Below are 15,301 nucleotides of genomic sequence, written 5' to 3'. Positions count from 1 at the left end.
CCTTTGCTCCTCTACTTTCTATTATGCTTTTTTATCTGAAACAGCCCTGAATAATAGCTGAAAGCAAGCTGAAAAATAGTAGCTATTCTTATATCTTCAGCTAACTTTAAGCTTCTATTCGTCTTATTCTCAGAAATCTTTTGCATAATGAACGGCGTACTAGATAAAACGCCATAGACGGAAAGTCTAATGGTGAAGGAGGAGGAAATGTAAGGATGATTAAATGGGCAAAAGTATTGTCTACATCTGCTTTAGGAGCTGCAGTTGCATTTAGCTCTATTACAACGAGTCACGCTGCAGAGATGAAGACAGCGAAAGCAGAGACAACTGAACATGTGAGTATCTCGCAAGCTCAGGCAAATGGTATTGCTCTGCAAGATTGTAAAGGGACGGTCACATCTACGGAATTTAAGCAAGAATCAAGTGTGTATGTGATTACAATTGCAACGAATAACCTTGAGAAAAGAATCGTAGAAGTAAGCGCAAGGACTGGAAAAGTAGTGAAGAAACAAGAAGTGAAGTTATGGACACAAAATCAAGTGAAAGAATCCATTTCTAAGCAGTATACAGGAGCGATTCAATCTATTACATTTAACAAAGAAACGAATGAATATACGTTAACTGTAGTAGATGGCAAAGTAGAATATACGCTAACCGTGGATGGTCTAACGGGGAAAGTCATTCATGAGAATAAAAAAGAGCTGCAGCTAATATCAGAGCAAAAAATAAAAGAAACAATTGTTAAACAATATAGTGGTTACGTATATAGTCTAGAGTTTAAAGAATCCGCTAGTCAGTATGTCGCAGTGATTCTTAAAGATAGCACTCAATATACGGTAACGTTAGATGCTTTCACAGGAAAAGTAGTTAATACTTCTCAGCAAGCAGTGAAGCTATTAACGAGACAAGATGCAAAAGATCTTGCATTGGCTACATATGCAGGTAAGGTGAAAATGGTAGAATATGATCAAAACGCAGCGATTTTCACAGTAAAAATAATCAAAGATAATACGGAATACACCGTTACAGTCGATGCGGTTTCGGGTGAAATCACACATGTAAAACATGATAAGCTTCAGCCGTTAACGGAGACCGCTGTAAAAGTTCTTGCTTTAAAACATCAAGAAGGAAAAGTAGAGCATATTGAGCTTATAACAGAAAACTCAATAACTGTATACGTGGTGACTTTAGTGAGCGGAAGCAAGCAGCAGACGCTTAAGTTCGATGCTTATACGGGACAAGAGTGCTCATAATTTTTTATCTTAAAACATCAAACATACATTTCATTTTTCATTCATATCAAGCAGAGGGTGCTTCAAGGCATCTTCTGCTTTTCTATTTATAACTAGAAACGGGGCTGTTTATCTATGTTAAGATAAATGTAGATTATTGTTGTAAAATGGATAGAACTAGAATGAAATAAATTAAATAGATAGGGTGTACACATGAGAAAAGAAGTACAAGTTATAGCCAAAGAAGCTTTTATTAAAAAAGTGAACAAGGGTTATCCACTCATTGAAAAAGATGCGCTTGTTGATGGTCATAAACTGCAAGAAGAAGGCGTTATTATTAACTTAGTCACTCCCAAGAATCAATTTTTAGCCAAAGGCTATTATGGAAAACAAAACAAAGGCTACGGATGGATTCTTTCGAAAAAGAAAAATGAGCAAATTGACGCGGCGTTTTTTGCTAGAAAAATTCAGCAAGCTATTTCATCACGTCATGATTTTTATGCGTCTGAAGACACAACTGCTTTTCGCGTATTTAATAGTGAAGGTGACGGAATCGGCGGCTTAATTATTGATTATTATGACGGATATTACGTCATGAGTTGGTATAGTGAAGGAATTTATCGATTTAAAGAATACGTCATTGAAGCCTTAAAGTCTGCGCCTAATTTTAAAGGGCTGTACCAGAAAAAACGTTTTAACGTAAAAGGTCAGTATATTGAAGAAGATGATTTTGTAGCAGGGGATAAAGGTGAGTTCCCTCTTATTGTAAAAGAAAATGGTATTCGTTTTGCCGTTTACTTAAATGACGGAGCGATGGTGGGAGTCTTTTTAGATCAGCGAGACGTCCGTAAAACGATTCGAGATAAATATGCAAAAGGAAAGACCGTGCTAAACATGTTTTCGTATACAGGCGCATTTTCAGTGGCGGCCGCTCTTGGAGGAGCTGCGAAAACAACAAGTGTTGATTTAGCCAATCGCAGCTTGGCAAAAACAATTGAGCAATTTAGTGTAAATAGAATTGATCACGAAGCACAGGACATTATTGTAGAAGATGTTTTCAAGTATTTTAAATATGCGGTCAAGAAGAACATGACGTTTGATCTTGTGGTGCTAGATCCGCCGAGCTTTGCTAAGTCGAAAAAGCATACGTTCAGTGCAGCAAAAGACTACAAAGATTTATTAAAAGAAGCCATTGCTCTTACAAAGCCAAATGGTGTCATCGTAGCATCTACGAATGCAAGTAACTTTGATATGAAAAAATTCCATTCGTTTATTGAAAAAGCTTTTAATGAAAAAGGGGAACGCTACAAAATGATGGAGCAGTTCTCTCTTCCAGCTGATTTTAAAACAATAAAAGAATTTAAGTCAGGTGATTATCTCAAAGTCGTGTTTATTCAAAAAATAAATCGCTAAATACAAGGCTGCATGATGAACTCATGCAGCTTATTTATTGTGATGAAATAACGCTTACAAGCTATTTTGAAGGGAATAAAATGAAGGGAAAAGATAAATATTGTCAGTATGTATGATAAAATAATAAAGGAATTATGCTCAACACTTCACAAATTTACAATATCATCCTTACGAAACGTATTTTTACAATTATTTTATTTTAAATGGGATAAGTATTGGGTGTGAAGTAGAAAGAGCATACTACTATTATTAAAAAACATGAAAGGAGAAAGATTATGGCTGAAACAACAAAAAAGCCTGCCGGCGAAGTGAAATTTATTCCTTTATTAATTTGTCTGGCAATCGGACTTGTTTTATGGTTTATTACACCTCCGTCCGGACTTGATGTGAAGGCTTGGCACTTATTCGCTATTTTTGTGGCTACTATCGTAGGGCTTATCATTAAACCATTGCCATTGGGCAGTGTAGCTATTTTATCTTTAACCATTATTGTATTAACTAATACATTAACACTTGAACAATCGCTCAGCGGTTTTCAAAATACGACGATTTGGTTAATCGTTATTGCATTCTTTATTTCTAGAGGTTTTATTAAGACTGGTCTAGGAACAAGGGTTGCCTATATCTTCGTTCGTTTGTTCGGTAAAAAGACGTTGGGATTATCGTATTCTCTTATCGTAAGTGACTTGCTTTTATCACCTGCAATGCCGTCTAATACAGCACGAGCTGGAGGAATTATTCTTCCAATCATTCGTTCTTTATCCGAAACATACGGATCGAGAACTGGAGACGGTACGGAGCGCAGAGTCGGCGCTTTCTTAACAAAAGTATCGTTTCAAGGAGATATGATCACATCCGCTATGTTCGTAACAGCAATGGCGGCCAATCCTCTTGCGGTTAAAATGACGGAACAAATTACAGGCAAGACTATTTCATGGGTTGGCTGGGCAGCGGCTGCAATTGTACCTGGAATTATTAGTTTAATTGTTATTCCGCTTGTTATTTATAAGCTGTATCCGCCAGAATTAAAAGAAACGCCGGAAGCATCTGAAATTGCAGCAAAAAAACTAAATGAAATGGGTCCACTGAAGAAAGAAGAATGGTACATGATTGGCGTATTTTTACTTCTTCTTGTGCTGTGGATTTTTGGAGCTAATTTAAATATTAATGCAACAACAACTGCTTTTATTGGTCTATGTGCGCTGCTTTTAACACAGGTGTTAAGCTGGTCGGACATCAAAAAAGAACAGGGAGCATGGGATACATTAGTTTGGTTTGCTGTTTTGGTTATGATGGCAACTTTCTTAAATGATCTAGGCATGATTCCTTGGTTCAGTGATCTGATGAAAGGCACTGTTAGTCATATGTCTTGGATGACGGCGTTGATTGTACTAGCTATTGCGTATTTTTATTCTCACTACTTTTTTGCAAGTAACACGGCTCACGTCAGCGCTATGTACGCAGCATTTTTATCTGTCATCGTGGCCGCTGGTGCGCCTCCGTTACTGTCAGCATTAATTTTAGCGTTCTTTAGCAATTTATTTGGCTGTTTAACTCACTACGGCAGTGGACCGGCACCGGTGTTCTTCGGTAGTGGATATGTAACGCAGCAAAAATGGTGGTCGCTCGGCTTTTTAATTTCAATTATTCATATTATCATTTGGATTGGAATTGGCGGCTTGTGGTGGAAACTGCTAGGTCTATGGTAAAAAAAACAGTGGCGCAGGCCACTGTTTTTTTATGCTTCAGCCCAAACGGATACAGAGCCGCCATTGACAGGGAACTGTCCGTAGCCATCTTCTTCAATCACAACTTGATCTTCTCGGTTGTTTGTGAAGTCAATCCATGTTTGTCCACTTCGGTGCTCGCCGACGAACATTCTCTTTTCGCCATCTTCGCCGTTTGATATCACCACAGCGCATCCAGACTTCTCAAATTCCTCTACACCATGCCTTACCCATCCAATGGTATTCGGGTGATCAAAATAATCGTCTTGCTGACCGTATGCTTTGTCATAGCGTACATGCAAGAGAGCGGAAATATCTTTTTCTTTTCCTTCAATTGGGTGCTCTCCGCCTATTCCAAAATAGTCTCCGTAAAACACACAAGGATAGCCGTCTTCACGAAGTAAAATTAGAGCGTAAGCACTCTGTTTGAACCAATCTTCTACCCAAGATTCTAAAGATTCATTTGGCTGAGAGTCATGGTTATCTACGAATGTGACAACATTCAAAGGGTGAGTCTTGACTAATGTATCATCAAAAATCGTGGTTAAATCAAAATCTCTTCCTTGCTGAGAGGCTTCATGCAGTTTATAGTGCAGCGATACGTCAAACAAATCGATTTGATAATCAATCACGTCTAGGAATTCCTGACAGGCTGTTAACTCTGGATTCCAAAACTCTCCCACAAAATAAAAGGGCTTTTCTTGAGAAGAGGACAATTCGTGGGCAAACTCTTTAATAAAATCGTGGTTAATATGTTTAATGGCGTCTAATCGATAACCGTCGCACTGCAGAGTGTCTGCTAACCATTTTCCCCATTTGATCATTTCTTCTCGAACTTCAGGATGATCGTAATCAATATTCGCAAACATTAAATAATCGTAGTTGCCAAACTCTTGATCCACATTTTCGTTCCAGCTTTTGTTTTCTCCGGCAATACGAAAAACGCCTTCTTTTCCATTTTTATCATCGTAATCAGTGCCGTTAAAATGATTAAAGTTCCATTTGAAAGAAGAATATTGATCGCCGCGCCCTTCAAATGTAAACTTTGTCCACCCTTCAATTTCAAAAGGTTCAGAAATTTCTTCTGTTCGGTTCATGGGGTCCACTTCAATGACGTGAAACGTTTCTTTTTCATCTGCTGCAGCTTTATGGTTCATTACAATATCCACATAGACATTAATTCCATGATTATGACAGGCATCAATCGCTTCATGCAGCTCTTGCTTGGTTCCATACTTTGTACGAACGGTTCCTTTTTGATCAAATTCGCCAAGATCGTATAAGTCGTAAACGCCGTAGCCATTATCCTCTGATGAAACACCTTTTGTAACCGGGGGAATCCACACGGAATCAATTCCTTGTTCTTTTAGTTGAGGAGCGAGCTCTTTAAGGCGTTGCCAATGCTCGCCATCAGCTGGCACATGCCATTCGAAAAATTGCATAATTGTATGATTCCGTTCCAAGTTAAATCATCCTCCTTTTAAATAAAAAGATATAATCGCTCACGGATAGTTCTTTAGAATCAAATGAGGAATTGATTATATTTTTTCTTTTAACGTTCCTGTTATCCCTATTCTTTAAACCTTTTTCAACATATGAAGCTTAAGAAAATCTTAAGATTTCCCCTTCCTTTTTCTTAAGAAATGCAGTTTACAATAAAATCCATAGACGAAATGACCCATGATATACTTTTGAAAGGAGTGTGAGAAATCAATGAACGAATATGTGGTTTTAGTCGTAGACGATGAGCAAGAAATCTGTAATGGCATTGCTATTTATTTAAAAAATGAAGGTATTAAAGTCTTTACGGCCAAAGATGGAATCGAAGCCATAGAGATACTAAATAAAGAAAAAGTTCACTTAATTATTCTTGATATTATGATGCCAAGGCAAGACGGCATTTCAACGACGTTTAAAATCCGAGAACAAAAAAATATCCCGATTATTATGCTGAGCGCTAAAAGCGAAGATGCAGATAAAGTGCTCGGTCTGCAGGTAGGAGCAGATGATTATGTGACAAAGCCTTTTAATCCATTAGAACTGATAGCGAGAGTTAAATCACAGTTAAGAAGATATGTAACATTAGGTACATATGAGGAAACAAAGACGATTGATATCCGAGGTCTCGTACTTGATATTGAGGCTAAGTCCGTCACTCTTGACGGGGTGTTCATTAAGCTGACTCCCATTGAGTATAAAATTGTAGAGTTATTAATGAAAAATGCAGGGAGAGTTTTTTCTATACATGATATTTATGAACGCGTATGGAATGAACCAGGCTACAACGCAGAAAATACAGTAGCGGTACACATTAGAAAAATAAGAGAAAAAATTGAGATTGAACCAAAAAATCCGAGGTATGTAAAGGTTGTGTGGGGACTTGGATACAAAATGGAAAAGTAGCGTCATTTCAGCTATAGGGATTATCTTGTTTTTATTTGGTTTAGGAGCAACTATTTCTTCAATTAGCAACGTGCATAATCTATTAAAAACAAACTATTTACAAAAAAGCAGCTATGTAAAATCAGAAGACTTCAAAAAGCAAATAAGTCGTTTTACAAATGATCTCTACCTTTTAGAATTGACACAAAAAGATAAGAATACCGTTAATGCGAATAAGATAACAGGAGAAGAGATTGAGTCGTATCGATATACGGAAGGAACATTAACAGAACAAATAAAAAACGTGCACGATAAATATGAAGAAAAAATAGAAGACGCTAAGCAGGCCAAGAGCAAAAACGTTGAAGATGCCTATATAAAGCAGCAGGATCTAGAAGTTAAAAACATTCAAAAAAAGTTTCAAGATGATCAATTCGTTCGAGAAGAAATAGAGAAAAACAAAAAACTGGAAATGAAGAAACTATATGACGAAGCTTTTGATCGACAAGAAACATTATCTCAATATAAAAAAGACATCGTGTATTATTTAAAAGATAGGAACACAAACAAAATATACACGAACATCCAAAACGCAGGAAAAGAAGATGTTAATCAATTAGTAAAAAAGAAAAATATATTGTATAAACATACTTATTCAGCTCAATCACCGCTTGTGTTCCAAGCAGATGAATATAAAAATTCATCGTTAAGCAGTGAGGTAGACTCAGAGATCCCAACCTGGTATTTAAAGCAGAAGTTTACGGGTATAATTGCTGTTCCTGAAAAAGAAACCTTCATTAGTCCTTTATTTGATGAATATAACTATTATCATCATCAAAATGTAGCGTTTCTCGTGTATGCATTTTCAGGGATACTAGCTCTGTTACTAGGTTACTTTATTTATAAAAAAACAATAACTGGACATTTAAAAGAAATAACAAGACAAACTGCAGTACAGAGGGTTTATAAAAAAATACCTTTAGATATTTGTATAATTGTTTTTCTTTTATACTCATTTTTTACATTAAGTCTAGTTCTGAACGGCTATCCTGCTTCTGTATTAGAATCATATAAGCATGTTGCTACGTTCTTCTTTTATATGATAGCAATATCTATAGCTATTTCTCTATGGGCACTTCAAGTATTTCTACTGTTTCAGCGTATACGTACAATAGATGATATAAAAGAAGAATATAAAAGAACGTGTGTTTATCAAGTAATTTATTTTCTTCAAGCTATTTTTATTATCAGACATATTGGCATGCATGTAATGGTTGTAGTGCTGCTTTTAGTGTTTGCCGTGTTTGCTGTTGCAGCTCTATTGACTAGTGGATCTATGTTTGCAGAACAAGTATCCATAATGTACTTAGCTATAGGCAGTGTTGTAGGAGTGGTTACTTTGATACTGCTTATGCTACGAGTTAATTATTTAAATAAAATTATTATCTCAATTGATCAAATTGCCACAGCCGAGTGGAAAGAGCCGTTACCTATCAAAGGAAAATCAGCTTTGACTCAAGCAGCGCTAAATATAAATCATATCCAGCAGCAGATTCAAACATCTCAGCATGTTCAAGTTAAAAGTGAACGCTTGAAAACAGAGTTAATTACCAACGTCAGTCACGATTTAAGAACACCATTGACTTCTATTATGACATATACAGCGTTGCTAAAGTCGCAAGATCTTACTTCGGACGAACAACATGCTTACGTTGAAATTATTGACCGTAAATCAAAACGGTTACAGACACTTATCGATGATTTATTTGAAGTGTCAAAAATGGCAAGTGGAAATGTAGAATTGCATAAAGACAAAATTGATATTAACCAGCTTCTTCATCAGGCTTTGGCTGAATATAATGAAGCAATTGAAGATTCAACTCTGCAATTTCGTATTCAATCTCTCGGAAATCCAATATTTTCTACTGTAGATGGTCAAAAATTATGGAGAGTATTTGACAATTTGATAGAGAATATATTGAAATATTCACTTGAACAAACGCGTGTCTATATTTCTGTTCAAGAAATAAACGAACAAGTGAAACTAACATTTAAAAATGTAAGTAAATATGAATTAAATGAGCAGGCAGATGAGCTGTTTGAACGATTTAAAAGAGGGGACACTTCAAGACAAACCGATGGCTCGGGACTTGGGTTAGCTATTGCTAAGTCAATTATTGATTTGCACGGAGGAGAACTGAATATTAAAATTGACGGAGATTTATTTAAAGTAACGATTACTCTTTAATGTCAGTGAATATAAACAGCATATCTAGCGAAAAAGAGAAGCAACCTCACTATGCTGGTTGCTTCTCTTTTTTTAGCGTTCGTAATTTTATTCCGCAACCGCAAAGCGTACTGTGTTTTAGTACTTTTATTTCTCTATCACACTGATTACATCTTATTTCTTGTCCAATCATTTCTTCATCCCTTCCTCTTTTTACAAGAATTTAAATAAGTATCCATAAAATATGGATACTTATTTATTGATAAAATGTTAAACTAATTGAGAATAAATGATAATCTAAAATGAGAAAAATACTCTTATTTTTTCATTTAGAAAACAGATAAATTTATTTTACTTGCTGCGGAACAGATAATCCTAAACCGTCTGCAATGCGTGTTCCATACTCTGGATCCGCTTTGTAGAAGTGTTGAATTTGACGCAGTTTAATCTCTTCTTTTTCTACAGGTTTCATAGCTTCAACGATGTTTGCAACTAGTCGTGTACGCTCGTCTTTGCTTAGAAGGCGGTATAAGTCACCTGCTTGTGTGTAATGGTCGTTATGATCATATGCAACACTATCGGCAACGCCTGAAACAGGGTATGCTGCTTGTTTGTTTTCCTGTGATTCTGTCGGGCCGCCAAAGCTGTTTGGCTCATAATAAACAGAACGGCCGCCGTTATCGTCAAAGCGCATTTGGCCGTCACGCTGATAGTTATTTACTTCGCTGCGCGGACGGTTAATCGGTAGCGCTTGATGGTTAGCACCCACGCGGTAGCGATGTGCATCGCTGTATGCGAATAATCGGCCTTGCAGCATTTTATCAGGCGATACGTCAATTCCCGGCACAAGCGTTCCAGGTGAGAATGTAGCTTGCTCCACTTCGGCAAAATAATTTTCTGGATTGCGGTCCAAGACCATGCGACCTACTTCAATTAACGGGTAGTCTTTTTGTGACCAAACCTTTGTTACGTCAAACGGATCAAAGCGATACGTATCAGCGTCTTCTAATGGCATAATCTGAACGTACAGCTTCCATGAAGGGAAATCGCCTTTTTCAATGGCATTAAATAAATCTTCAGTATGATAATCTGGATTTTCACCAGCTAGCTTTGCAGCTACGTCTGGAGACAGATTTTTTACGCCTTGCTCTGTTTTGAAGTGATATTTTACCCAAACGCCATCTCCTTCGGCATTAACCCATTTAAATGTGTGGCTGCCAAATCCATGCATATGGCGTAAAGTTGCCGGGATACCGCGGTCAGACATTAAAATAGAAACTTGATGCAAAGATTCAGGAGATAAAGACCAGAAATCCCAAACGGCCGTCGGGTTTTTTAAATGTGTGCGTGGATCGCGTTTTTGTGTATGAATAAAGTCAGGAAATTTAATCGCATCTCGGATGAAAAATACAGGTGTATTATTTCCGACTAAGTCGTAGTTTCCTTCTTCTGTATAAAATTTAACAGCAAATCCGCGAGGGTCGCGAACGGTATCTGCTGAGCCGTTTTCACCAGCTACTGTTGAAAAGCGAGCAAATAGAGGTGTTCGTTTTCCTGCTTCAGAAAGGAAAGCTGCTTTTGTATAGGCTGAAACATCGTTTGTCACTTCAAAATAGCCGTGGGCACCGGCGCCTTTTGCGTGTACGACGCGTTCAGGAACTCGCTCTCGGTTAAAATGGGCTAATTTCTCTAAAAGGTGAACATCTTGAATTAAAGTAGGTCCGCGTGAACCAGCGGTCATTGAATTTTGATTATCTCCAACCGGAGCTCCCCAACTAGTCGTTAGGTTATTCTTGTTTGTTGTCATCTTAGAACCACCTCTTATTTGAATTTTATTATGTTAGAAATAATAATAACATTTTTAAATAAAAAATCAATACTAAATTATAATTATTATAATTTAAAGTGTTAATTTTAAGATGTAGTCAAAGGGGTATATAACATGTGAAGTGTACGAACTATTTAAAAAATTTTCTGTATAGTATATTTAGTTTAATAATAAAAATGCCTGGTGTGCAATTATTTTGACCGGCTATTACCCTATCAAAAACACGCTTGCTTATATAAGCAAGCGTGTTTGTTTTATATATTTTGTGATAAGTTTGCTTTCGCTGCCAGTTCAGCCTGAGGCGTGCGCCAAAGCTGCGTCCATTTTTGAATCGCAGCAATCATAATAATGAGACCGAGTATAAGCATGATGATTGAAAGAGTCGCATTTAATATGCTGTAACCTGCCGCAGCTTCATTTAAATAGACATTCTTAACCATCCAATAACCTGCGTAGTTAACCGTTACGTAAAGGTAGGCTAGTGGAATAAGGCAAGTAAGCATATAGGAGCGTTTATCTGCAATTCTAAGAATAACGGTTGCACCAATAATTAAACCAATAGAGGCCATTAACTGATTGGATACGCCGAACAGCGCCCAAACTGAGCCAATATCTCCTGAGAACAATAAGTACCCCCACATAAAACAGGCTAGGGCGCTTGCAAAAATGGAACCGGGAAGCCAGTCTACTCGCTTCAATGGCTTATAAAATTCACCGAAAAAGTCTTGAATTAAATAGCGAGAAACGCGTGTACCCGCGTCGATAGCAGTTAAAATAAACACTGCTTCAAACATAATGACGAATTGGAAAAAGTAAGAAGACAGGTGGCTGAACCAAGGAATTTCTGTAAAGATATATGTCATTCCTACAGCCAGTGTAACAGCGCCGCCTGTACGGCCTTCTAAGTTTAGACCAATCTCTTGGCTAAGCTGAGGAAGAGCTGTCACGTTCATGCCGAGCGTTTTAAACACTTCAGGTGTAGAGTTGATTGCAAAATAGTCTCCAGGATGTAAAGCTGTTGCGGCAATTAACGCCATAATTCCTACTAAGCATTCGACTAACATCGCGCCGAAGCCTACAACTTTAATGTCACTCCAACGGTCGAGCATCTTAGGAGTTGTTCCTGAACCAACAAATGCATGGAAGCCGGAAATAGCACCGCAGGCGATCGTAATGGAAATGAACGGCCACACAGGTCCTGCTAAAATAGGGCCGCCTCCGTGAATAAATTCAGTAACTGCAGGAAATGGAATTGCTGGGTTTACGAAAAACACGCCTACGATCAGCGCGATAAAGACACCAATTTTCATAAAGCTGCTTAAATAATCTCGAGGTGCTAAAAGCAGCCAAACGGGCAAGGCCGCTGCGAAAAATGCATAAACGGGAAGAATAATTGAAAGTGTTTTAATATCTAGCGTTAAAAAATCTCCTAAAGCTGTTCCTTGAATATAAGGACCGCTAAATACGGCGATTAAAATTAAAATGAAGCCGACGGTAGAAGCCGCTTTTAAATTACCGGTTTTTTTGTGGTAAATACCCACCCCCATTGCGATCGGAATCGTAATTCCAACAGCAAATGTACCCCAAGGGTTTTTCTCAAGTGCGTGTAGCACGACCATAGATAAACCGGCCATTGTGATGGTAATGATAAAAAGCATAGCTAAACCTGTACAAAAACCAGCGACCGGTCCTAGCTCTTTTTTAGCCACTTCGGAAAGCGACTGGCCTTTTTGGCGCATAGATGCAAATAACACAACTGCATCGTGAACGGCTCCTCCGATTACAGCTCCGATTAAAAGCCAGAGCAGTCCGGGCAAATAGCCAAACTGAGCTGCTAAAATAGGTCCAACAAGCGGACCAGCAGCTGCAATAGCTGCAAAGTGATGACCAAATGTTACCCATCGGTTGGTTGGCACATAATCTTTCCCATCTTCAAACTCATGTGCTGGCGTTTTTTGCGAATCGTTTAGTTTCAAGACCTTAACAGCCATGAATGTTCCGTATAGCCGATACGCAATCATTAAAATACAGATAGATCCAATAACAATCGTAACCGCATTCATTACAAATCCCCCTATCCCTTAGTTGTCTGATGTTTGTACTACTACACAACGTTATGTAATTGTGTGTTCCCCTTACAACTTTCATTATAAAAGAAGAAAGCGCTTTTATCACCAGTTTTTCCCTTAATTATTTAAAAAATTAGAAAGTTCAAATTCCCTTTGAAAAACTATAAGACTTTTCGCATAATCTCTGCTATAATTTTTAAAAAAATTAGTACGCATTTAGGTGTTTTTAGTTAGGGAGATGAAAAGAGTGAACCATCGTCAAGAGTTACAAAATAGCAAGCGTATCGTAGTCAAAGTAGGGACATCTACGTTGACCTATGATAACGGAGATATTAACTTAGCACGCATTGAAAAACTAGCGCGTGTGTTATCTGATTTAATGAATGCAGGAAAAGAAGTTGTGCTTGTTACATCAGGTGCTGTTCAAGTAGGAGTAAAAAAACTAAAGTTAAAAGAAAAGCCAACTTCTATTCGAGAAAAACAAGCAGCAGCCTCTGTTGGGCAGTGTGAGCTTATGCATATCTATAGTAAATTCTTTGGTGAGTACAGCCACATCGTTGGTCAAGTACTGTTAACGAAGGATGTAATCGAAGATGAACATGTGCGCAATAACGTTGTAAACACGTTTGAAAAATTAATTGAAGATAAAGTGATTCCTATTGTGAATGAAAACGATACGGTTGCCATCGATGAGATTGAAAACATCGTGCGCTTCGGCGATAACGATAATTTATCTGCCATTGTTTCGGTTTTGATTCACGCAGACTTACTCGTTATTTTATCTGACATTGACGGTTTCTTTGATTCAGACCCCACAAAAAACCCTAACTCTAAGTTAATGAAAGTAATAGATGGCATTACACCGGAACTTGAAAATTTTGCTGGAGATAGTGGAACTGACGTTGGAACAGGCGGAATGGTCACAAAGCTTACCGCTGCTAAAACAGCTACAAGTGCAGGCGTGAGCTTAATCCTAGCAAATGGTAAAGAACCAAGTATTTTGCGAGATATTATTGAAGGCCAAGAAATTGGAACGTTATTCTTAAAACAAGCTGAAGGAGTAATGAAATGAGTGAATTGCAGCTTAAAGGAAAGCAGGCAAAAGAAGCCTCTTATTTCTTAGGAAATGTAACGAGCGAACAAAAACAGCAGGCACTTTATAAAATGGCGGCTGCTCTATTGAGTCAACAAGAGGCGATTTTAAAAGCAAATAAATTAGACGTAGAAAAAGCCGTTCAAAAAGGCACGTCAAAAGCGATGTTAGATCGCCTATCTTTAAATGAAGAGCGGATTCACGGAATGGCAGACGGCCTGCGCCAAGTAGCTGCGCTTGCAGATCCAGTCGGAGAAGTGCTGTCTATGGCGAAGCGACCAAATGGCTTACAAATTGGGCAGCAGCGTGTACCTATTGGTGTCATAGGAATTATTTATGAAGCGCGTCCAAACGTTACGTGTGATGCAGCAGGCTTATGCTTAAAAGCAGGAAATGCAGTTATCTTGCGCGGAGGCAGCGAGGCGTTTTATTCGAATCAAGCGATTGTTTCTGTATTATCTCAAGCTGCGGCAAGTGCAGGGTTGCCTGAGCATAGCGTACAGCTTATTGAAGATACGTCGAGAGAAACAGCACTGGAGTTAATGAAATTAAATGAATATATCGATGTATTAATTCCTCGAGGCGGTGCTGGTTTAATTGAAGCAGTGGTAAAAAATGCAACGGTTCCCGTTATTGAGACAGGAACTGGGAATTGCCACATTTATGTCGATGAAGAATATGACGGTGACATGGCGGCCAATATTGTCATTAATGCAAAAACATCTCGTCCAGCGGTGTGTAACTCAGCCGAAAAGCTGATTATCCATAAACGAGCGGCTCATGAATTTTTGCCGATTATTGTTCAAGCGCTACGAGAGAAAGATGTAGAAATACGCGGTGATGAACGTGCGGTAACAATCGTTCCAGATCTTGTTCCCGCAGGGGATGAGGATTGGAAAAAAGAGTATTTGGATTTTATCATGGCGGTTAAAATCGTAGATGATATCGATGAAGCGATTTCTCATATTAATGTTCATAGTTCACATCACTCTGAAGCGATTGTAACAACAAATTATGCTCATGCTCAGCGTTTTTTACAGCGCGTTAATTCAGCCGCTGTTTATGTGAATGCTTCAACGAGATTTACGGACGGAGAAGAGTTTGGTTTCGGGGCAGAAATCGGAATTAGTACACAAAAGCTTCATGCGCGTGGACCGATGGGATTAAAGGAATTAACAACGCTAAAATATATTATTTACGGAGATGGACAAATTCGATAAAAAGAAGAGGCTGGGACGAAAGTATTTTAGACAAAGTAAAAACGAACCACTGATCAAAATTTTTAATCAGTGGTTCGTTTTTTTGTTGGGGTGAACATAGTTTTCCTCTG

Annotated in this window: 10 protein-coding genes; 7 read left to right on the top strand and 3 right to left on the bottom strand. The window is 38.0% G+C overall.

What is annotated here, in order from left to right; genetic code table 11:
* Positions 1-215 precede the first annotated feature (215 nt).
* From ACFX4E_RS20135 to ACFX4E_RS20125, 3 genes are all read left to right on the top strand, one after another.
* Positions 216-1,253 carry a PepSY domain-containing protein gene (locus tag ACFX4E_RS20135; protein WP_098333884.1) on the top strand — a complete coding sequence of 346 codons (1,038 nt, stop codon included), beginning with the start codon at positions 216-218 and terminating at the stop codon, positions 1,251-1,253.
* Positions 1,254-1,445: 192 nt separating this feature from the next.
* Positions 1,446-2,645: a class I SAM-dependent rRNA methyltransferase gene (locus tag ACFX4E_RS20130; protein ID WP_098333885.1), complete on the top strand. Its 1,200-nt coding sequence runs from the start codon at positions 1,446-1,448 to the stop codon at positions 2,643-2,645.
* 275 nt (positions 2,646-2,920) lie between these two features.
* A complete protein-coding gene (locus ACFX4E_RS20125; RefSeq protein WP_028411930.1) occupies positions 2,921-4,354 on the top strand; it encodes an anion permease in 1,434 nt (477 codons plus the stop codon).
* 29 nt (positions 4,355-4,383) lie between these two features.
* On the opposite strand, the gene ACFX4E_RS20120 is transcribed toward ACFX4E_RS20125, so the two are convergent.
* The gene (locus ACFX4E_RS20120) at positions 4,384-5,835 is read right to left on the bottom strand and encodes an alpha-amylase (RefSeq protein ID WP_098333886.1); all 1,452 of its coding nucleotides are present in this window, start codon (positions 5,833-5,835) and stop codon (positions 4,384-4,386) included.
* 250 nt (positions 5,836-6,085) lie between these two features.
* Here ACFX4E_RS20120 and ACFX4E_RS20115 point away from each other — a divergent pair, with 250 nt between their 5' ends.
* On the top strand, positions 6,086-6,775 hold the full coding sequence (locus ACFX4E_RS20115; protein WP_098333887.1) for a response regulator transcription factor: 690 nt from the start codon (positions 6,086-6,088) through the stop codon (positions 6,773-6,775).
* Complete coding sequence (locus ACFX4E_RS20110; protein ID WP_098526034.1) at positions 6,753-9,002, top strand: sensor histidine kinase; 2,250 nt, start codon at positions 6,753-6,755, stop codon at positions 9,000-9,002. The genes ACFX4E_RS20115 and ACFX4E_RS20110 overlap by 23 nt, the downstream gene beginning before the upstream one ends.
* Before the next feature lie 325 nt (positions 9,003-9,327).
* Here the strand turns inward: ACFX4E_RS20110 and katA are convergent, their stop codons facing one another.
* Together katA and cstA are read right to left on the bottom strand one after the other, a co-directional pair.
* On the bottom strand, positions 9,328-10,788 hold the full coding sequence (katA, locus tag ACFX4E_RS20105) for a catalase KatA (RefSeq protein WP_098333889.1): 1,461 nt from the start codon (positions 10,786-10,788) through the stop codon (positions 9,328-9,330).
* A gap of 275 nt (positions 10,789-11,063) precedes the next feature.
* Positions 11,064-12,872, bottom strand: coding sequence for a carbon starvation protein CstA (cstA, locus tag ACFX4E_RS20100; RefSeq protein ID WP_043977578.1), 1,809 nt, complete (start codon positions 12,870-12,872; stop codon positions 11,064-11,066).
* Positions 12,873-13,116: 244 nt separating this feature from the next.
* On the opposite strand from cstA, the gene proB reads away from it, so the two are divergent.
* Positions 13,117-13,950 carry a glutamate 5-kinase gene (proB, locus tag ACFX4E_RS20095; RefSeq protein ID WP_014457700.1) on the top strand — a complete coding sequence of 278 codons (834 nt, stop codon included), beginning with the start codon at positions 13,117-13,119 and terminating at the stop codon, positions 13,948-13,950.
* Positions 13,947-15,191 carry a glutamate-5-semialdehyde dehydrogenase gene (locus ACFX4E_RS20090; protein ID WP_098333890.1) on the top strand — a complete coding sequence of 415 codons (1,245 nt, stop codon included), beginning with the start codon at positions 13,947-13,949 and terminating at the stop codon, positions 15,189-15,191. The genes proB and ACFX4E_RS20090 overlap by 4 nt, the downstream gene beginning before the upstream one ends.
* The last annotated feature ends 110 nt before the right edge of the window (positions 15,192-15,301 follow it).

The sequence above is a fragment of the Priestia sp. YIM B13491 genome (assembly GCF_042787605.1).
Lineage (GTDB): Bacteria > Bacillota > Bacilli > Bacillales > Bacillaceae_H > Priestia > Priestia megaterium_E.
This window is presented reverse-complemented; position numbering and strand designations above follow the sequence as displayed.

Excerpts from the sequence above, each read along its gene's own strand:
- ACFX4E_RS20135 (WP_098333884.1), top strand. The coding sequence starts at position 216 with ATGATTAAATGGGCAAAAGTATTGTCTACATCTGCTTTAGGAGCTGCA.
- ACFX4E_RS20130 (WP_098333885.1), top strand. The coding sequence starts at position 1,446 with ATGAGAAAAGAAGTACAAGTTATAGCCAAAGAAGCTTTTATTAAAAAA.
- ACFX4E_RS20125 (WP_028411930.1), top strand. The coding sequence starts at position 2,921 with ATGGCTGAAACAACAAAAAAGCCTGCCGGCGAAGTGAAATTTATTCCT.
- ACFX4E_RS20115 (WP_098333887.1), top strand. The coding sequence starts at position 6,086 with ATGAACGAATATGTGGTTTTAGTCGTAGACGATGAGCAAGAAATCTGT.
- katA (WP_098333889.1), bottom strand. The coding sequence starts at position 10,788 with ATGACAACAAACAAGAATAACCTAACGACTAGTTGGGGAGCTCCGGTT.
- cstA (WP_043977578.1), bottom strand. The coding sequence starts at position 12,872 with ATGAATGCGGTTACGATTGTTATTGGATCTATCTGTATTTTAATGATT.
- proB (WP_014457700.1), top strand. The coding sequence starts at position 13,117 with ATGAAAAGAGTGAACCATCGTCAAGAGTTACAAAATAGCAAGCGTATC.
- ACFX4E_RS20090 (WP_098333890.1), top strand. The coding sequence starts at position 13,947 with ATGAGTGAATTGCAGCTTAAAGGAAAGCAGGCAAAAGAAGCCTCTTAT.